Here is a 19,801-nt window from a genome sequence, read left to right as displayed (position 1 = left end):
TTTTAGTTAGCCTTGCCTTCTATAAATTTAACAGCATCACCTACTGTTAAGATTTTTTCAGCTTCACTATCAGAAATTTCGGAACCAAACTCTTCCTCAAAAGCCATTACAAGTTCTACTGTGTCTAAACTGTCAGCACCTAAATCATCTATAAAACTAGATTCCTCTGTAACTTTTGCCTCATCAATCCCTAAATGGTCTGCAACTATTTTTTTTACTTTGCTTGAAACATCTTCTGACATATTGATCCTTTTTGTTATAAAATCGTTAATAGTTTAATTACCTAGTTTGTCAAGCCATATACATGCCCCCATTAACATGCAATGTTTCTCCATTAATATAATCTGATAAACTTGAAGATAAAAAAAGAACTGCATTTGCAATATCTTCTGGTTCACCCAGTCTACCTGATGGGATTTTTGATACTATCGTATCCTTATATTTTTCGTCTATTTTATCTGTCATAGCAGTTTTAATAAATCCGGGAGATATACAATTTATATTTATATTCTTTTTTGCATACTCAATAGCTAAACTTTTTGACATTGCAATTATACCAGCTTTTGAAGCAGTATAGTTTGCTTGTCCTAAATTGCCAGTGTGTCCAACAACCGATGTTATATTAATAATTTTGCCTTTTTTATTTTTCATCATTTTTTTAATAGCAAATTTGCTCATAAAAAAAGTAGAGTTAAGATTTATATCAATTACTTGCTTCCATTCCTCTGTATTCATTCTTATTGCTAAATTATCTTTAGTAATACCCGCGTTATTAATAATACAGTCCAATCCCTCAAGTTCATTTGAAGCTTTTTCAATAAATTCCTCTATTTTATCAATTTGCGATATGTCAAATTTTAATATCTTAATATTTTTAAATTTATCTTTTAATGCCTCAAGTTTTTCTACTCTTGTCCCAGTAGCTAAAATATTAGCCCCATGTTCACTTAGTTTTTCAACAACTGAATTTCCAATTCCGCCTGAGGCACCTGTAACAATAATTTTCTTATTTTTCAAATCTATCATAATTTAATTTCTTTTATATCATCTTGGTTATTAATTGAACTAACTTTAACATCTTTATTAATTCTCTTAACTAACCCAGATAGAACCTTTCCTGGTCCAATTTCAATAAATTGATTTACCCCCTTTTCAATCATATTAATAACACTTTCTCTCCAACGAACCCTATTTTCAATTTGTTTAATTAATAAATTTTTCAGTTCATCTGCATTAAATATTTCATTTGCTGTAAAATTAGAAATTAAAGGAATGTTACCTTTTTTAAAATTCAATTTATTTAATTCATCTCTCATAATATCTGTAGCTTTTTTCATTAAACTACAATGAAATGGTGCACTAACAGGTAGCTTTATGTTTTTAATCTTATTTTGTTTTAAAAGAGAGCTAAGTTTTTCTAAATCTTCTGATTTTCCACTTAATACAATTTGACCTTCTGAATTGTCATTGGCAATTTCAACTAAAAAATTTTTTTTGTTTTCTGTCAAAATATTTTCAATATTTTCAACTGTAGTACCTAAAACTGCTATCATCCCACCTTCACCTTTTGGGACAGAATTTTGCATAGCATTTCCTCTGATCTGAAGAATTCTAATTGTATCTTGAAAATCTAAATAATCTGCACAAGCAATTGCTGTATATTCTCCTAATGAATGGCCAGCAAAAAATTTTGCTTTTTTTAAATCAATATTGAATTCCTTATTTATTACTTGATAAATTGAATAACTAATTAAAAATATTGCTGGCTGAGTATTCGTTGTAAGATCCAATTCATCTTTTGGTCCTTCTAAAATTGTCTTAGATAAAGACATTTTAAGTGCATCGTCAGCTTGTACAAATAAATTTTTTACAATATCAAAATTATCGTAAAACTCTTTTCCCATCCCCACCATCTGAGAACCTTGACCTGGAAAAATTACTGAAAACATATAAAAATTTATTTAAATTTTGCCCTTTTTAGTATTGTAATTGAAGACTTATAATAGTATATCCTCACGTTTTATTAAAGAATTTAAATGAATTTATACGAACACACTATTATAGCTAGACAAGATGCTTCACCTAGTGAACTAAAACAACTTACTGAAAAATATTCAAAAATTGTTGAAAAAAACGAGGGAGAGGTAGTTAAAACTGAGAATTGGGGCTTACTTAACCTATCTTATTTAATAAAAAAAAATAAAAAAGGTAGCTACATTCATTTCAAAATTAAAGGTAAAGGAAAAGTCGTTGAAGAATTAGAAAAAAATGAAGCAATTGATAAAAAATTATTAAGATATTTAACAGTCAAAGTTAAAGATTTTGATTTAAATACAAATTATTTTGCCAAAAAAGATGATGGTATGAAACCCGAAAAAAAAGAAAAAAAAATTTAATTAACTATGCCAAAAAGACAAAGTGGAAATAAAAAAGCAAAACAGAGTAATTTTGCTAAGCTAAGTATTTTCCAACCAAATAAATATAAATTCAAAAAAAGTTGTCCATTATCAATCAAAGGAGCACCAAAAGTTGACTATAAAAACATTAAATTACTTAAAAAATATATGTCAGAAAATGGAAAAATATTACCTTCTAGAATTACAAATGTAAGTCAAAAGAAACAAAGAGAGCTTTCTTTATCAATTAAGAGAGCTAGAAATTTAGCATTATTATAATATGAAAGTTATTTTGTTAGAAAATGTAAAAAAAATAGGATCAATTGGTGAAATAATTGACGTCAAAAGAGGATATGCAAGAAACTTTTTAATAGCGAATAAAAAGGCTCTTTATGCTTCGAAAGATAATATTAAAGAGGTTGAGAAGATTAAATCTGAATTAGCTAAAAAAGATAATGAAAAAAAAGCTTCAGCTCAAAAAATTTCTGAAAAAATAAATAAAAAACAATATTCCGTAAAAAAATTAAGTACTGAAAATAATGAGCTATATGGATCTGTAAAACCAACTGAAATTGCAAAAATAATTTTTGAGACTAATAAGATTGAAATCAAACCTTCAATGATTCAACCTGTTCAAGAAATTAAATCTCTTGGTAAACATAAAGTTAAAATTTCTTTACACTCTGCAGTTGATGCTGAAATCACTATAGAAGTAAAATCTGCTGAAACAATTCAGTAATTATACAATTTCATCCACAGTGCTTTTTTTAAATTTTTAATATTTTATTTCATATAAGATAGTAGAGTGGAAAATCTTAGTATAGTAAAAGATAACTTTAAAGAACTACCAAATAATATTGAGGCTGAACAATCAGTTATTGGTTCAATACTCGTTACTAATGAAATCTTTGATGAAATAAGTACAATTATTTCAAATATTAATTTTTATGATCCGATGCATCAAAAAATTTATAGTGCCATTGAAAACTTGATATATAAAGGGATGCTAGCAAATCCTATAACTTTGAAAAATTATTTTGAAAATGAGAAAGATGATTTAGATGTACCAGAATATTTAGTAAAAATTACAAAATTTTCTACATCAGTAAGACAAGCTATTGAATATTCAAAAATTATTTACGACATGTTTGTAAGACGTGAATTGATTAAAATTTCAGAACAAACAATTGATAGCGCAAAGTTAAATGACCTAGATATTAATGGCCAAAGTATTATAGAAAACTCAGAAAAATTATTATTTGATTTAGCAGAAAAGGGTTCATTTAATTCTTCTTTAATCAAGTTTGATGATGCAATGAAACAAACAATTGAAATGGCATCAGCAGCTTACAAAAATGAAGGTGGTATTGTTGGAGTCCCAACAGGTTTAAGAGATTTGGATGATAGATTAGGTGGATTTCATAATTCAGATCTAATCATTATCGCTGGTAGACCTTCTATGGGTAAAACATCTCTTGCAACTAATATAGCTTTTAATGCTGCGAAATATATTCAAGATAGTGGAAAAAAATCTTCTGTTGCCTTTTTTTCATTAGAAATGTCATCTGAACAATTGTCTACAAGAATCTTATCTGAACAAGCTCGGATTGGATCCAACGACATACGACGTGGAAGAATTTCTGATGATCAATTCGATCAATTTTTAGAAACTTCTAAAAATATTTCTGAGTTACCCTTATTTATTGATGAAACACCAGCAATTAGTATTGCTGCAATGAGTAATCGAGCTAGAAGAATTAAAAGACTACATGGCTTAGAAATGATTGTCGTAGACTACATTCAATTAATGAAAGGTACAACTAATAATAAAGATGGAAGAGTTCAGGAAATCTCTCAAATTACCCAAGGATTAAAAGCTATTGCAAAAGAACTTGGGATACCGGTAGTTGCTTTATCTCAATTATCAAGACAAGTAGAGCAACGAGATGATCATAAACCACAACTAGCTGATTTAAGAGAGTCTGGGTCAATTGAGCAGGATGCTGATGTTGTAATGTTTGTTTATAGAGAGGGATATTACTTACAGAGAAAAGAGCCAAGAGAAGCAACCGTAGAGCATGCTGAATGGCAAGCAAAAATGAATGAAGTAGCTCATTTAGCTGAAATAATAATTGGAAAACAACGTCACGGTCCTATTGGTAAAGTAACTCTTGAATTTGAAGAAAGATTTACAAAATTTAAAGATACTCAAACTAATTAATTTCCAATATAAAAGAACCTATGTTTGATGATTTGTATGAAAGTACAATCTTAAAAAACCCAAAATCTGTTTTTGCAATATTATTAATTGCATTACTTAGTTTTGGTTATTTTTCAAAGGACTTTAGATTGGATGCCTCCTCTGAGACATTATTAATTGAAGGAGATCCTGATCTTGAATATTTAAGAGAAATTACTGATCGATATGGATCTAAAGAATTTCTAGTCCTCACTTATTCACCAAATGAAGGAATGGTGACGGATAGTTCAATAAATAATTTATTGAGTTTAAAATATAAAATTCAAAGCCTAAATTGGGTACACAGTGTAATCACGTTATTAGATATTCCACTTTTAAACAACTCTGATGCTCCCCTTCAGGAAAGATTAGAAAATTTTAAAACATTGAAAGATCAAGATGTTAACAAAGAGAGAGGATTTAATGAAATTTTAGATAGTCCTGTTTTTAGAAATTTTGTGATAAGTGAAGACGGAAAAACAAGTGGAATTATAGTTAATATTAAACCAAACCCTCCTTTAGAAGATATAACAAACAAATCTAAAAAAGAAATAGATGAGTATCGAGATCAAGTTAAAAAACGTAACCATAAAAATATTTTAGAAATCAGAGATGTCATAAAAAGCTATGAAGATATTGGAAAAATTTATTTAGGGGGTATTCCAATGATAGCAGATGATATGATGACATTCATAAAAAGTGATATAGTTGTTTTTGGTTTAGGGGTATTGTTGTTCATAGTTACTACTCTTTGGTATATTTTTAGAAAAATTATTTGGATAATTGTTCCAATTAGTAGCTGTTTTTTTTCGGTTATTATTATGGTGGGTCTATTAGGTTTGCTTGGTTGGAAAGTGACTGTAATTTCATCTAACTTTATTGCTCTAATGCTAATATTAACTATGGCAATGAATATCCATATGAGCACAAGATTTTTACAATTAAGAAAAGCATACCCTTTTAAAACTATTTTGGAAATATTATCTTTAACAACTAGTAAAATGTTTTGGCCTATACTTTATACAGTGCTAACTACAGTGATAGCATTTTTATCTTTAATCTTTAGTGAAATTAAACCTATTATTGATTTTGGATGGATGATGACGTTGGGATTAATTACCTCATTTATAATTACTTTTACACTTCTTCCTACTTTATTAAATTTCGTTTCAACAAAGAATATAATTGTTAAAGAAGATGACGGATCAACAATTACTAAATTTCTGGGAAACTTGTCTCTAAATTATCAAATGCCTATCTTTATAGTAACTGTAGTTGTTATCGGACTCAGTATATTTGGTATTTCAAAATTAGAGGTGGAAAATAGTTTTATAAATTATTTCAGTAAAAAAACTGAGATTTATAAAGGAATGAAGTTAATTGATGAACAGCTAGGCGGCACTACCCCTCTTGAAGTAATTTTAAAATTTCCAGAGGCTCAAAAAGAAGATGTTGGAAAAGATGATGATTTTGATGATTGGGGTGATGAAGACGAACAAGGAAATGAAAAATATTGGTTTACCAAAGACAAAATTGATACAATTGCAAAAGTTCATAATTATTTAGACTCTTTACCTCAAATAGGAAAGGTATTATCTTTTTCTTCTATTATAGATGTTGCAACTTTGCTGAATAATAACAAACCACTTGGCACTCTAGAAATGGGTGTTTTATATACCAAAATTCCCGAAGCTATCAAAACTGAAATAATAGATCCCTATATTTCAATCAAAGATAATGAAGCTCGAATAAGTTTAAGAATAATAGATTCCAAAGAAAATTTAAGAAGAAATGATTTAATAAATAAAATCAATTTTGATCTTCAAAATAATCTTGGATTAGAAAAAGATCGATATAAATTAGCAGGTGTATTAATCTTATTTAACAATCTATTACAAAGTTTATTTAAATCTCAAATTTTAACTTTAGGACTGGTAATGATTGGAATTTTTATAATGTTTATGATTTTATTTAGAAATATAAAATTGTCTCTAATTGGTGTAGTACCAAACTTTATAGCTGCCTTTTTTATACTCGGATTTATTGGTTTACTTAATATTCCACTAGACATGATGACAATAACTATTGCAGCAATCACAATTGGAATTGCAGTTGATAACAGTATTCACTATATCTATCGTTTTAAAGAAGAATTCGATAAAACTAAGGAATATAAAAAAACAATAAAAACCTGTCATTCCACAGTTGGTGTAGCAATACTTAATACTTCGATAACAATAGTTTTTGGTTTTTCAATATTAGTTTTATCAAAATTCATCCCCACAATTTATTTTGGAATATTTACTGGGCTGGCAATGTTAATAGCAATGGTTTCTGTATTAACCCTTCTTCCCTCTTTAATTTTAGTGACAAAACCTTTTGGAAAGTAGCTGATGTCGAATGCTTTTGCAGTTTTTTTTAATTCAGCATCTATTATAGATTTAATCTATCTTGGAATTACTTTTTTATCTTTAATCAAATGTTATAAAAAAGGCTTTGTATTAAGCATTTTATCGATGTTAAAGTGGTTATTGGCCTTCATAATTACATTAATTATTTTCCCTCGAACAAAACCCTACTTAGAAGATATTATAGATAACGAATATGTTTTAGACTTAGTTCTAGGTGTTGCTATATTTGTAATAGTGATTTTTTTAGTTTTAATGGTTAGTAAAGGAATTAGCAGAGCTGTCCGATATACTGGAATAGGAAGTTTAGATACTGTGTTTGGATTCTTTTTTGGTTTCTTAAGGGCTTACATTATTTCTGTATGTGTCTTTTCAGGTATCCATATAGTATATAATTATAATAAATGGCCAATAAATGTGGATAAATCTTATGTCTTTCCATATTTAGAGAAAGGTAGTAATTATTTATTGAAAGAATTTCCAGATGAAAAAACATATCAACACTCTAAAGAAAAAATTGAAGAATTATAATTCAAAATTAAATGAAGAGTGTGGTGTATTTGGTATCAGCAATATTGAAGATGCATCTGCGTTGACCGCTTTAGGTCTTCATGCTTTACAACATAGGGGCCAAGAAGGTTGTGGAATTGTTACTTTTGACGGCAAACAATATTACTCTGAAAAAAGATTTGGGTTAGTTGGTGATAACTTTAACAAAGAAAAAATACTCAAAAGATTAAAAGGCAACTTTGCAATTGGTCATAATCGATATAGCACAACTGGCAGTAATACCTTAAGAAATATTCAGCCCTTTTTTGCGGATACAAATGCTGGAGGGATTGGAGTTGCTCATAATGGGAATTTAACAAATTCTATATATTTAAGAAATAAATTAGTTGAAGACGGTGCAATCTTTTATACAACCTCAGACACAGAGACAATTGTTCAATTAATTGCAAAATCCAAAAGAGTTAAAACAATTGATAAAGTTGTGGATGCAATTTTTCAAGTTCAAGGTGGTTATGCATTAGTGATGCTAACTCAAAAATCTTTGATAGGAGTAAGAGACCCCTATGGAATAAGACCATTGGTAATTGGTAAATTAAAAAATAGTTATGTGCTTACTTCAGAAACATGTGCTCTCGATATAATTGGAGCAAAATTTGTAAGGGAGGTTGAAAATGGCGAAATAGTTTTAATTGAAAATGATAAATTAGAAAGTATTAAGCCTTTCCCTCCAAAAAAAGCAAGACCATGTGTTTTTGAATATATATATTTTGCCAGACCTGACAGTATTTTAAATGGCAAGACTGCTTACGAACATAGAAAGAATTTAGGAATTGAACTTGCCAAAGAAAATAATATTGATGCTGATATCGTAGTCCCTGTCCCAGATAGTGGTAATGCTGCAGCATTGGGATTTGCTCAACATTTAAGAAAAAATTATGAACATGGATTAATTAGAAATCATTATGTAGGAAGAACTTTTATTGAACCAAGTCAAAAAATAAGAAGCCTTGGTGTTAAATTAAAATTGAATGCCAACCAAACAACAATAAAAAATAAAAAGATAGTTTTAATTGATGACTCACTTGTTAGAGGGACTACTTCACATAAAATAGTAAAGATGTTATACGAAGCAGGTGCAAAAGAAGTGCATGTTAAAATTGCTTGTCCAGAAATAAGATATCCAGATTTTTATGGAGTAGATACACCAACTAGAAAAGAATTATTGGCAGCTAATAAAACGAATTCAGAAATATGTGAATATATTGGTGCCAAATCTTTAAATTTTTTATCAATTGATGGTATGTATCGAGCAATAGGATTTGATAGAAGAAATGAAAACTATCCTCAATTAACAGATCATTACTTTACTGGTGAGTACCCAGTTAAACCAGTAGATGAATTAGGTGATAATAAGATTACTCAATTGTCTTTATTAAATACTACATCAAATAATTAAAAATGAAAAAAGTAAGTTTTACAGAGATGAAGAATGGAACAAAAGATGATTATCTTTTTTTAGATAAACATGAAAAAGATTTTGCAGGTAAAACTGCAGAAAGAATATTAAAATTTATGTCTAATTTGACAGAAACATTAGAAGGTTACCAAATATCAAGACTAGAACATTCACTTCAAAGTGCAACTAGAGCTTATAAAAATGGAGAGAGTGAGGAAATGATTGTTGCAGCTTTATTACATGATATTGGAGATGAATTAGCTCCATTAAATCATTCAGAATATGCTGCGGCAATACTCAAGCCTTATGTCTCAAAGAAGACACACTGGATTATTGAAAAACATGGTGAATTTCAAATGTATTATTATGCACATCACTTGGGTGGTGATAAAAACAAAAGAGATAAATATAAAGACCATAAATATTATCAAGCAACAATAGATTTCTGTGAAAAATATGATCAAAATTCTTTTGATCCTAATTATAAATCATTGTCATTAGAGTTTTTTAAACCAATAGTAAAAAAAGTCTTTTCAAGAAAACCGTATTCACAACTTTAAATTTGATTATAAATTAGTATTTAATATCTTATGATAACTTCTAAAGAAAAAATTATCGAACATTTCAAATCTGGAATAAAGGAAATCAAAGATTTAAAAATTGGAATTGAACATGAAAAATTTTTGTTCAATAACAAAGATAATAAAAGAATAGATTATACAAAAATAAAAGAAATGTTTAGCGCTTTACAAGAATTTGGTTGGAAAGCAGTTGTAGAAAAAGGAAATATAATTGGATTAAATAATGCTGGTAAAAATATATCTCTTGAACCAGGAAACCAAATAGAATTATCTGGTGATAAATTAAATCATATTCATGAAGCTTGTGCAGAGTCTCAAGATTATTTATTTGAATTGAGACAAGTTACAAAAAAACTTGATATAAATATAGTAAGCGCTGGTTTCGATCCTATCTCTAAACTTGATGAAATCCCAAATAATCCAAAACAACGCTATAAACTTATGACGAAAGAAATGCCTTTAGATGGTGAATTAAGTTTAGATATGATGTACAGAACTTGTGGAACACAATTAAATTTAGATTATGAATCTGAGAAAGACTTTATAAAAAAATTCAAAGTTGCTAATTCAATAGTTCCTATATCTATCGCTTTATTTGCAAACTCTTCAATTATTGAAAAACAAAATAGCAATTATTTATCCTATAGATCAAAAGTTTGGCAAAATACTTCTCGGGGTGGATTACCAAAATTATTTTTCGAAGAATTGGATTTCGAAAAATATGCAGATTTTGTTATGAACTTTCCTCTATTATTCATTCAAGATAAAGAAAATTATATATCAGGAAATCAATATACCTTTAAACATTTCATGGAAGGAAAAATAATAGAAATAGGTAATAGATTACCAAAAGAGAATGATTTATCATCACATCTAAGCACAATTTTCACAGAAAATAGATTAAAAAAATATATAGAGATAAGATCGATGGACACTTGTGGTTGGGAATGTTTATGTGCAGGTCCAGCTTTTTTTACTGGAATGTTATATGGAAATCTTGACGAAATTTATGAACTTATTTCAAAATGGGATAAAAATAAAATAATCAATGCTTATTTAGAAGCACCTCAAAAAGGATTTAATACTCAATTAATGGGCAAAGATTTACTTTATTGGGCATCTAAATTATTAGACTTATCCAGGAAGGGATTAGAAAAAAGAGATATAATTAATAAAAGTGGAAAAAACGAAACTATATTTTTAAATCACTTACAGGAAGTTATTGATAATAAAACTACAAATGCAGATCATATGATTAATAAATTTTCAAAAAATGAAGATTTAAGTGAATTATATGATAAATAAGATTATAGCTATTCAAGGAGATCACCCCTCAAAACTCAATCCATTAACTGATACCACCATTTTTCTTGCAAACGAAATTCAGAAGAAAAAATATAAAATATTCTACTATGAGCCTAAAGATTTATCCATAATTAATTCAAAAATTATAGCCAAAGGTTTTTTTGTTGAATTTAATTATAAAAGAAAAATTTTTTTTAAGATATTAAAAAAACAAAAAATGAATTTATCAAAATGTAAATTTATTCTGATAAGACAAGATCCTCCATTTAATCTTGAATATATTTCAACAACATATATTTTGGATAAAATTAAAGATAAAGTAAAAATAATTAATGATCCTACGTCAATAAGAAATATTTCTGAAAAATTATATTCTGCCAAATTTTATAAATATATGCCAAGTACAATTTTTACAAAAGATATTTATGAAATTAAAAAATTTTTTAAACAACATAATCAAGTAATTTTGAAACCTATTCACAGTTATAGCGGAAACAATATACACCTATTAAAAAGATTTAATTTTAATTTTATAAAAAAATTTTTACAAAACCATGGTCATATAATGTGTCAAAAATATTTATCTAAAATCATTTATGGCGATAAGAGGGTATTTATTATAAATGGACAAGTTTGTGGTGCAATATCAAGAGTGCCCAAAAAAGGATCTTTTTTAAGCAATATGAGTAAAGGTGCAAAAGCGATCAATACCAATTTGACTACACTAGAAATAAAGATATCAAAATTAATTGCTAAAGATTTAAAAAAAGAAAAAATATTTTTTGCAGGAATTGATTTTATCGATCAAAAACTTAATGGCGATATCAATGTTACTTCTCCTACCGGATTAAAAACACTTTATGATTTGTCTGAAATTAATCTTGCTAAAACCTTTTGGAATAAATTAAAAATATGAATAATCTTACTGATCAACAAAAAGGTTCTTTGCTCGCTTTTGTTGCAGTAATGTTTATTACTCCAGACTCTTTGTTTATAAGACTTTCAAATGTTGATACTTGGGGTTTAGTATTTTATAGAGGAATTATACCTTTTTTTACAGTGTTTTTTATAATGCTTATAGTTTATCAATTAAATTTTTTTAAGATTCTTTTCTCAAGCAGTTATCATGGACTTATCTATATTATCACTTTTAGTATAACAAACGTTACTTTTGTTGTTTCAATTCAAAATACAAATGTTGCTAATACACTAGTGATGATAGCTACTGCGCCAATGTTATCTGCTATTTTAGGTGCAATAGTTTTAAAAGAACCTCCAGATAAAAAAACATGGATTTCAATAATCATAACTTTTTTAGCTGTGATTTATATTTTTTTTGACTCACTTAAATTAGGTAATTTCTATGGCGATATATTAGGATTTATTACCGCAATAGGTCTTGCTGTTGGAGCAATTACTATAAGGTCTGCCAAATCCAAAAATTTAGTTCCTGCCGCTGTAATAGGTAAATTATTTGTTGCAGTATTTGCTTTGTTTTTTATTGAGAGCTTTATGCTAGAAAATAAAGACCTAATAATTGTTCCATTGATGTGTATCCTTTGTGTAGCAATTCCATTTGTATTAGTTACCATTGCTCCAAGATTTATACCAGCCGCAGAAGTAAATCTATTTTTTTTACTAGAGACTATTATAGGACCGATTTGGGTTTGGCTTATAATCAAGGAACAACCTACCCTTGAAACTCTTCATGGAGGATTGTTGATAATTACTACAATTGCAGTTCATTCGTTTTTGAAGCTCAAAAATTCTTAAGCTTGTCACAAATAAGACTTGATTTATTAATACATCGCGAATAGTTACGTCAGCTTTTATGAATAAAGTTTTAAAAAATTCTTGGGCACTATTTTTAGGTATGGGATGTATTATGATGGCTTATGGCTTTCAAGGATCTCTACTTGGTGTGAGAGCAGTTCAAGAAGAATTTAGTCTTACAGCCACTGGATTTATGATGTCTGGATATTTTGTAGGATATTTTATAGGGGCTGCAACTATTCCGACTATAATTTCTAGAGTTGGACATATAAGAGTGTTTGCTGCTTTTGCATCGTTAGCTTCATTAGTTATTTTAGCCCATTCAACTATAATACATCCTTTTGTGTGGTTTTTATTAAGGGTGCTAACTGGGATAAGTATGGTTTGCATATATACTGTAGCTGAAAGTTGGCTCAATGATAGATCAAGTAACAAAAATAGAGGGAGTGTGTTGTCAATTTATATGGTTATCCTATACGGATCGATGGGGATTGGTATGTTTCTTTTAAATTTTAGTAGTCCAAAAAATTTTGAACCTTTCATTTTAATATCTATCATAACTTCGGCTGCCTTAATACCAATATTGTTAACCAAAAAAAAACCTCCCACATTTAAAAAAATAAAAGCAATGAATCTTAAAGAACTTTATGAGGCTTCACCTTTTGGAATGGTAAGCTCTTTGTTTTATGGCACTATTCAATCTGCATTATTTACATTATTAGCGGTTTATGCAACATCTATGAATTTTACTATATTAGAAATATCTATTGTAACATTCCTTTTAGCTATTTCTGGTGCTATAGCACAATTTCCTATCGGAAAAATTTCAGATATTTACGATAGAAGAAAAGTAATTGTATTTTCTACGTTTGGTGCAGCAGTTTTTGCAATTATAGCAATTTTAGTTTCTAGACAAATGTATTTACCAGATGGTCTAGCAACAAGTAAAACTTGGTTTTATATATTTTTTATTCTTTTTTCTTTTTGCAGCTTGCCTATGTTTTCATTAATTTTAGCACATACTAATGACAATATTTCAAAAGATAGATTTGTTGCAGCAGGTGCTGGACTTCAATTTGCATTTGGATTAGGCGCAATGAGTGGTCCTTTCTTATGCTCAATATTTATGGATGTTGTAGGATCTAATGGATTTTTTATATTCCTTTTCGTTTTTCACTCACTAATTGGAGTATTTGGTGTATATAGAATGAAAATGAGACAAACAATTGATAATCCCGACTCTCAGTTTGTCGCAATGCCTCAAACAATTACTCCTGCAGGAATTGAACTTAATCCAACTACAGAGCCAATTGATGAGCCAGAAAAAGCTGAAGGAGAAACAAAAAATTACTAAATTTAAATCAATTAAAGGTTGTACCCAAATTAGTCAGATTTAAAATCTTTTTTTTTAAATTTTTTATTGAAAAATAATATTTTCTCCAGTGAAATGTCTTTTTTAAAAAATGCCATATAAAAAAAAAATTAAAAAAAAAGTTCATAGTAAAAAAGTTGGTTTAGCAAAAATAGCAACCATTACAACAAAATCTATTAGTGCAGCATTTTCAAACTATAAAAAGAATAAAGAATTAGAAAAAATTAAAAATATTAAGTTACAGAAACTTGAAGAAAAAAATCAAATTCAAAAAGAAAGGAAAGAATTAAAAAACTGGGAAGAAAAATTGAATAAGGAAAGTAATAAAATAAAACTTAGGGATGAGGAATTAAGAATTAAAGAAAAGGATTTTAAATTAAGAGAAGAAAAAATAAAAATTGAGTCTGAACGACTTATAAAAAAAGATGAACATCTGGTCACAATTGCAAAAGAATTGAGAATTAAGGAGAAAGAATTAAAATTTAAAGAAGAAGTTCAGAGTAGGAAAGATATAGATCTAAAAGTAAGAGAAGAAGAACAAAAACATAAGGAATTAAAAGAGCAAAGAAAAAAAAATAAAGAATTAAAAGCTTTAAAAGAAGATGAAGAAAGAAAAAAACAACTTGAATATATAAGAATCAAAGAATGGGAAGAAAAATTTGATAAAGAACAAAAAGAAAAAGAGTTGAAAGAGAATAGAAGAGAATTAAGATTGAAACAAAGAGAATTACAAAAAAATAAAGAAATAGAAAATATTACTGATAACAATTCTAATCTAACTCTTTCTCTAGAAAATTTCGATATAGATAAAAATACAAAAAATTAATTTAAAAATATTATTTCTCAAAAAATTTATCAATTTGTTTAGACATTTTCATTAACACCTGTTTTTTTGACAGCTTGTCTGTTTTAATCAAAATAGCATCTTTTACTTTTATTAATGGACTATTTTTTCTATGTTTGTCTAATTTAGTCCTAAATTTTAAAGATTTCTTTACCTCTTTCAAAGGTACTTTTTTTTTGATCTCTAACCAACGTCTTTTAGCTGCAATTTCTAAATTACATTCAAAGTAAAATGCTAAATCGTATTTTGGTTTTTTTGCTAAAATCTTACTAGCAATATCACGACCCTCAATACAAATCCTATTATGTGCTTTAATTATTCTTCTCTGCAAATTGTTTACAATTTTTCTTACATCTTTATTTTTAGCAAGAATCGCGACATGATTTGAAATTTTTTCTGAGTGAAGTTTTTGTTTAGAAATTGTATTATAAGTAATTGATTTAAACTTTTTTCTTAGATATGGAATAGTTTTTTTAGGCTTATTCTCAATAATTAGTTTACTACAATATCTGTATAATAAACCAGAATTAATAAGTAAAAGTTTATATTTTTTTGAGACTAATTTTGCGGCTGTACTTTTACCGCTTGCAGATTCCCCATCACAAGCAATAATTATTTTTTTAAATCTAGCCATAAGATTTAATAGACTATTTTTGAAAAGATTAAATAATAAAATAGTAAATATTAACCAATTTGATAATCTTAATTTGTAAAAATATAAATTTTTATTTATCTAGACTCATGAAAACTTTATTTGGATATTTTTTTTTAATTTCAGCTATTGCTTTTGGCATCGTTTGCAACAGCTTAGCTAAAGTATCTGAAGGATTTACAAAATTAACACCATCTGTTTTTTGTATTTTGTTTATGTGTGTAACTATGTTTTGTATTGCAAAAGCAATGCACTCACTTCCTGTTGGGTTTGCTTATTCAACTTATAGTGGTTTAACAGTTACTGGAGTGGTTCTTTTTGCTTTCTTAAAATACAATCAAGTTCCGAACATTTTTGGTATAATAGGAATAGTTTTGATTATTATAGGAGTTATTATGGTCAATTATTTAGGTCAATTAGAATAAATACGATTTATAAAATAAAATTAATTTTTTAAATTTAAATTTATTACTGATTTTTTTTTTCGGTATCAAAAATTTTTGCTACTCGAGATTTGAATATCGATTCTTCATTTTCTAAAATACCTACATAGTGCTCAAAATTTTTTAGCTCATCTTCAAAATTGTCAAATATATAATTGATCTTTTTTTTTATCCTTATTAAATTTTTTTGTTTTTCATCAAACTTATATTGCTCATAAATAGGTACCGCTTCTGAATAAAAAGCACTACCCTCTTTGTTAGTTAAAATACAATTTCTTAATATAGCTGCTTCCCTAGGTAGGCCATCAACACCTGGATGATAACCAAAATCTATGTAGATTTTACTTTTTGATAAAATTTCAATTATTTCTTTAATGCTATAGTTGTATAAAGGAACAAATTTTAAATTAGGATTCTTTTCAATTATTCTATTCATAAAACTCGAGCTTTTGACAGGGTAGTAGCAAATTGTATTTTCTTTATCTTTTAACGATAGACGTTTTGCTGCTTGAAAAAATTCATCTCGTATAAAATCGTTTAAATAAAGAGTTTCAACATTTTTAGAGCTCAAAATTTTATGTTGATAATAAGATTGTGCTAGATTTAGTTTAAAATCATCTTTTTTTACTAGATTTGAAAAAGGAAAGTTTAAATAAATAGTTTTTAAATATTTTGCTAAACTTAAATTGCCAAAATAATTTTTTGTTAAATCATTAAATTTATTTATAATTTTAAATGGTATCTTTATGATTGATTTTATGTATTTTGAAAAATTTTGTTGATAGTGCGTTATAAAAAAATGATCTAAACTCTGCCAAAATAATACCTTTTGAATATTCTTAAATTCTTTTGAAACTAAAATTTGATCATTAACTTCCGCTACTATCAAAATATTTTTATTCGAGTCTTCTATGTTTCTTGTAAAAGGTACATCGTAAGATTTTAAATTTTCATGTACAGGGTCTTCTATATTATTTGGGTAATAATACATGAAAACATTCTTGCCTAAATTTTTTAACTCAGCACCTAATTGATGTAAATGTTTTGGGCCTCCAGAACTAAAATTACTTGGAGATAAAATGTAATAAATCGTCTCTTTATAAATATCCAGATTCATGAAAATTTTATTATAGCTCTTTTACTGAATTAAATTAACAAAAATTTTGTTAATATATAATTTATTACAAAAAATTGACCTAAATTGTAGTTTGATCAATAAAACAATAGAAATGAAAATTGAAACAAATCCAGTCATTGATCATAACAAGATAATATTTAATGTTCACATTCCTAAATCTGGTGGAAGCACTATAAGAGAAGGTTTATTACAATATTTTAATTCAAACGAATGTTTGCGTTTTGATATCCCTTCCTTTACTCATTATCAAAATAAAAATACTTTTCTTCAATCTGAGATAAATAATTCAAATAAAATTAAATTATTCTTAAAAAAAATACCATTATTAAATTTAATTAGAAATAGAATAAGATATTATAAAAACTCTATATCTTTAAAAAAAAAAGATCCAATTTTTCGAGATTTTTATTCTTTGACTCAAGATGAATTGCAGAAGTTACGATTCATCTCTTCTACACAAGAAAGAAATGTTATTCTACCTATCTTGGGGAAAAATAATCCAAAAGATAATATTATATCTGATAAAGTTAATCAGCTTATAATTTCAAAAAATCAGTCAGATATAAATTTAAAGGAACATATAAAATCTGAATTCGATCGAATTTATAAAGTTTATTTTAAAGAAAAAATATATTAATCTAATTTTTTAAACTTTTATTGTTATCCGATTTAATATTTTTTTTATTTTTCAAGTAAGAGTAAATTTTTTTTAAAGGATAAAAAATAAAACCTAAAATAATAATAATACCAACAAAAATATACATTATAGCACCTCCAAGAAGAGGTAATAAAGGTCCTATTCCTATATATGCATTAGCATTGGTAATTAATAGAAATGTAAAAATTAAAATTTTTAAGATTTTCATCATTTTGAAATAAAATTAATCTTTTTATAAAAATCACCTATATAGATTTGATCCTTAATATAACCTCCTTTGACCGAAGAACCAGTGCTTGGGTAAAAACCTGAAAACACTGCAGAAAATAAATATTTAGATTTACAATTAATATCACTTAAATAATCTGAGTCACACATTATTTCAAATATTTCTCCCTGGTCAGAACTTTGAATAATAATTCTATTATCAATTAATTGAATTCTTCCCCTTGTGGTGCTATAAAATTTGGAATTTTTACCAGAATAATATCCAACTATATTTTTTGAAACTATATCAATCTCTACTATTCTCGATTTCTGAGCCTTAAAATGATTATCAAAAACTAACAAAGTACCTTTTGGCGTAATTCTAGGTGAATGCTGATTTTTAAATTTTCCTTGAACATACCATTTTATATCATGAGTATCTTTATCAATTAATGCTATCATATCTAAGTGCCTTAAAGAAACAAGTATATCACCTTTTTTTCCATTACTGAAAAATTTTGCCTTTTTTTCATCTAACACTCTCACATCATTTAAATGCAATGTGTCTGTACAATTCGAGGCATATTTTTCTATTATTTTTTTTGATAATTCATTTTTATAGAATGACTCAATAATAGATATTTCTTTTTCTAATTTTCCGTTTTTTTCATCAATAATCATAATTGTGCCAAATCTAGATTTATGTTTTGCTTCACAGTTTTTGATAAACGAATTTTCATATATCTTTTCTTTCAATTCACTCTTATTATTTAAAAAAGTAGTTCCAGGCACATAAAGAAATCCCTCATAAACGAAAATCCAATGATGATTATATAAATCATTTTGCCAAATTATTTTTCCTTTTTTATCAATTTTATATATACCCTTAGTTTCATATCTTCCTAAAATTATGTCACCATTGTCATACAATAAATATGGAATTAACTTTTTTGCATTTCTAAATTTTTCAAGATTCCACTTCCAAATTATCCTATCAGGCGAACTCATTAATACAGGATAATTATGATCTAATTTTAGAAATAAAAAATTTTTGAATTTATCCCGAGGTTTATTTGCATATGAAAAATTCATATCATTAGCTAAATTTGAGTTTGAAAAAAGTAAATTTAATTTTCTCTCTCCAAATTTTTCATCAAAATCAAGATCTAATTCTAATTCTATTTTGGAAATTATTGGTTCAATCGTATTAAAAATTTTTTTCGCTTTATATTTATGAGAAACATAGCCAAAAAAAAATATTAAAATAGCTAATGAAAAAAAAAATGATAGACGTAGTAATTTATCAATCATAAGATTTGCATATGAGTATTTTAAAAGGTTTAAAATTGCAAAGAAAATTTCGAAGTATAATTGATAATATTTCTTTTTTTGAGGATTTAATAATTAAAAATCATAAAAATAATTACATAAATCTTGACAATAAATGTATTTTTATCACGGGAATGCCTAGATCAGGAACAACTATTTTAACTCAAACTTTATCTAAACATGAAGATTTTGGTAGTTATGTGTATTCTGATCTTCCATTTACAAAAATTCCATTTTTATGGAGCAAATTTAAAAAAATTTATTATCATAAAAACGAAAGTTTGGAAAGAATACATGGTGATGGATTAAAAATCGATTTAGATAGTCCAGATGCATTTGAAGAATTAATTTGGTCTGAAAATATAATTAATTATAAAGATAATTTATATAAATTTTTAGACTCAGACTATAAAAATTCTATTATTGAAAAAGGACGAGATAACAAATAATATTAAATTTAGTCACAACCCTTTTTCAATGCCTCAAGGAG

Annotated in this window: 23 protein-coding genes; 16 read left to right on the top strand and 7 right to left on the bottom strand. The window is 26.9% G+C overall.

Going from position 1 to position 19,801, the window contains the following annotated elements; translation table 11 throughout:
• Positions 1 to 2: 2 nt before the first annotated feature.
• Genes AMN70_RS03645 through fabD form a run of 3 tightly spaced genes read right to left on the bottom strand, consistent with a single transcriptional unit; the run spans position 3 to position 1,949 of the window.
• Complete coding sequence (locus AMN70_RS03645) at positions 3 to 242, bottom strand: acyl carrier protein (RefSeq protein ID WP_008544320.1); 240 nt, start codon at positions 240 to 242, stop codon at positions 3 to 5.
• A gap of 49 nt (positions 243 to 291) precedes the next feature.
• Positions 292 to 1,026, bottom strand: coding sequence for a 3-oxoacyl-[acyl-carrier-protein] reductase (gene fabG / locus AMN70_RS03640; RefSeq protein ID WP_075501861.1), 735 nt, complete (start codon positions 1,024 to 1,026; stop codon positions 292 to 294).
• The gene (gene fabD, locus AMN70_RS03635; protein ID WP_075501859.1) at positions 1,023 to 1,949 is read right to left on the bottom strand and encodes an ACP S-malonyltransferase; all 927 of its coding nucleotides are present in this window, start codon (positions 1,947 to 1,949) and stop codon (positions 1,023 to 1,025) included. Before fabD ends, fabG begins: the two co-directional genes overlap by 4 nt.
• An 87-nt stretch (positions 1,950 to 2,036) precedes the next feature.
• On the opposite strand from fabD, the gene rpsF reads away from it, so the two are divergent.
• From rpsF to AMN70_RS03570, 13 genes are all read left to right on the top strand, one after another.
• Positions 2,037 to 2,396, top strand: a complete 360-nt coding sequence (gene rpsF, locus AMN70_RS03630; protein WP_075501857.1) for a 30S ribosomal protein S6 — start codon at positions 2,037 to 2,039, stop codon at positions 2,394 to 2,396.
• 6 nt (positions 2,397 to 2,402) lie between these two features.
• Positions 2,403 to 2,675: a 30S ribosomal protein S18 gene (gene rpsR, locus AMN70_RS03625; protein WP_075501855.1), complete on the top strand. Its 273-nt coding sequence runs from the start codon at positions 2,403 to 2,405 to the stop codon at positions 2,673 to 2,675.
• 1 nt (position 2,676) lies between these two features.
• Entirely contained in the window at positions 2,677 to 3,135 is a 459-nt protein-coding gene (gene rplI, locus AMN70_RS03620) for a 50S ribosomal protein L9 (RefSeq protein ID WP_075501853.1), read from the top strand.
• A 66-nt stretch (positions 3,136 to 3,201) separates the two neighbouring features.
• The gene (locus AMN70_RS03615; RefSeq protein WP_075501851.1) at positions 3,202 to 4,617 is read left to right on the top strand and encodes a replicative DNA helicase; all 1,416 of its coding nucleotides are present in this window, start codon (positions 3,202 to 3,204) and stop codon (positions 4,615 to 4,617) included.
• A gap of 20 nt (positions 4,618 to 4,637) precedes the next feature.
• Entirely contained in the window at positions 4,638 to 7,025 is a 2,388-nt protein-coding gene (locus AMN70_RS03610; protein ID WP_075501849.1) for an efflux RND transporter permease subunit, read from the top strand.
• A gap of 3 nt (positions 7,026 to 7,028) precedes the next feature.
• Positions 7,029 to 7,574: a CvpA family protein gene (locus AMN70_RS03605; protein WP_075501847.1), complete on the top strand. Its 546-nt coding sequence runs from the start codon at positions 7,029 to 7,031 to the stop codon at positions 7,572 to 7,574.
• A complete protein-coding gene (gene purF / locus AMN70_RS03600) occupies positions 7,528 to 9,009 on the top strand; it encodes an amidophosphoribosyltransferase (protein WP_075501845.1) in 1,482 nt (493 codons plus the stop codon). The genes AMN70_RS03605 and purF overlap by 47 nt, the downstream gene beginning before the upstream one ends.
• 2 nt (positions 9,010 to 9,011) lie before the next feature.
• The gene (locus AMN70_RS03595) at positions 9,012 to 9,569 is read left to right on the top strand and encodes an HD domain-containing protein (protein WP_075501843.1); all 558 of its coding nucleotides are present in this window, start codon (positions 9,012 to 9,014) and stop codon (positions 9,567 to 9,569) included.
• Between the two features lie 30 nt (positions 9,570 to 9,599).
• Positions 9,600 to 10,895 carry a glutamate--cysteine ligase gene (locus AMN70_RS03590; protein WP_075501841.1) on the top strand — a complete coding sequence of 432 codons (1,296 nt, stop codon included), beginning with the start codon at positions 9,600 to 9,602 and terminating at the stop codon, positions 10,893 to 10,895.
• Positions 10,885 to 11,811 carry a glutathione synthase gene (gene gshB / locus AMN70_RS03585; RefSeq protein ID WP_075501839.1) on the top strand — a complete coding sequence of 309 codons (927 nt, stop codon included), beginning with the start codon at positions 10,885 to 10,887 and terminating at the stop codon, positions 11,809 to 11,811. Before AMN70_RS03590 ends, gshB begins: the two co-directional genes overlap by 11 nt.
• Positions 11,808 to 12,668, top strand: coding sequence for a DMT family transporter (locus AMN70_RS03580; protein ID WP_075501838.1), 861 nt, complete (start codon positions 11,808 to 11,810; stop codon positions 12,666 to 12,668). The genes gshB and AMN70_RS03580 overlap by 4 nt, the downstream gene beginning before the upstream one ends.
• 58 nt (positions 12,669 to 12,726) lie before the next feature.
• Entirely contained in the window at positions 12,727 to 14,022 is a 1,296-nt protein-coding gene (locus AMN70_RS03575) for an MFS transporter (protein ID WP_075501836.1), read from the top strand.
• A 109-nt stretch (positions 14,023 to 14,131) separates the two neighbouring features.
• Positions 14,132 to 14,866, top strand: coding sequence for a hypothetical protein (locus AMN70_RS03570; protein WP_075501835.1), 735 nt, complete (start codon positions 14,132 to 14,134; stop codon positions 14,864 to 14,866).
• 10 nt (positions 14,867 to 14,876) lie between these two features.
• Here the strand turns inward: AMN70_RS03570 and AMN70_RS03565 are convergent, their stop codons facing one another.
• Entirely contained in the window at positions 14,877 to 15,518 is a 642-nt protein-coding gene (locus AMN70_RS03565) for a (d)CMP kinase (protein ID WP_075501833.1), read from the bottom strand.
• A 107-nt stretch (positions 15,519 to 15,625) separates the two neighbouring features.
• On the opposite strand from AMN70_RS03565, the gene AMN70_RS03560 reads away from it, so the two are divergent.
• The gene (locus AMN70_RS03560) at positions 15,626 to 15,961 is read left to right on the top strand and encodes an SMR family transporter (protein ID WP_075501831.1); all 336 of its coding nucleotides are present in this window, start codon (positions 15,626 to 15,628) and stop codon (positions 15,959 to 15,961) included.
• A 43-nt stretch (positions 15,962 to 16,004) separates the two neighbouring features.
• Here AMN70_RS03560 and AMN70_RS03555 read toward each other — a convergent pair whose 3' ends face one another.
• On the bottom strand, positions 16,005 to 17,096 hold the full coding sequence (locus AMN70_RS03555) for a hypothetical protein (protein WP_075501829.1): 1,092 nt from the start codon (positions 17,094 to 17,096) through the stop codon (positions 16,005 to 16,007).
• 112 nt (positions 17,097 to 17,208) lie between these two features.
• On the opposite strand from AMN70_RS03555, the gene AMN70_RS03550 reads away from it, so the two are divergent.
• Positions 17,209 to 17,754, top strand: a complete 546-nt coding sequence (locus AMN70_RS03550; RefSeq protein ID WP_143323417.1) for a hypothetical protein — start codon at positions 17,209 to 17,211, stop codon at positions 17,752 to 17,754.
• Position 17,755: 1 nt separating this feature from the next.
• Here the strand turns inward: AMN70_RS03550 and AMN70_RS03545 are convergent, their stop codons facing one another.
• Both AMN70_RS03545 and AMN70_RS03540 read right to left on the bottom strand, forming a co-directional pair.
• Complete coding sequence (locus AMN70_RS03545) at positions 17,756 to 17,986, bottom strand: hypothetical protein (protein WP_075501825.1); 231 nt, start codon at positions 17,984 to 17,986, stop codon at positions 17,756 to 17,758.
• On the bottom strand, positions 17,983 to 19,293 hold the full coding sequence (locus tag AMN70_RS03540; RefSeq protein ID WP_075501823.1) for an arylsulfotransferase family protein: 1,311 nt from the start codon (positions 19,291 to 19,293) through the stop codon (positions 17,983 to 17,985). Before AMN70_RS03540 ends, AMN70_RS03545 begins: the two co-directional genes overlap by 4 nt.
• An 11-nt stretch (positions 19,294 to 19,304) precedes the next feature.
• On the opposite strand from AMN70_RS03540, the gene AMN70_RS03535 reads away from it, so the two are divergent.
• Positions 19,305 to 19,760 (top strand): sulfotransferase, encoded by a 456-nt coding sequence (locus AMN70_RS03535; RefSeq protein WP_075501821.1) that lies wholly within the window; start codon positions 19,305 to 19,307, stop codon positions 19,758 to 19,760.
• Positions 19,761 to 19,801 lie beyond the last annotated feature (41 nt).

Origin of the sequence: Candidatus Pelagibacter communis (genome assembly GCF_001179925.1) — a bacterium.
In the GTDB taxonomy this organism is placed as follows: Bacteria; Pseudomonadota; Alphaproteobacteria; order Pelagibacterales; family Pelagibacteraceae; genus Pelagibacter; species Pelagibacter ubique_E.
This window is presented reverse-complemented; position numbering and strand designations above follow the sequence as displayed.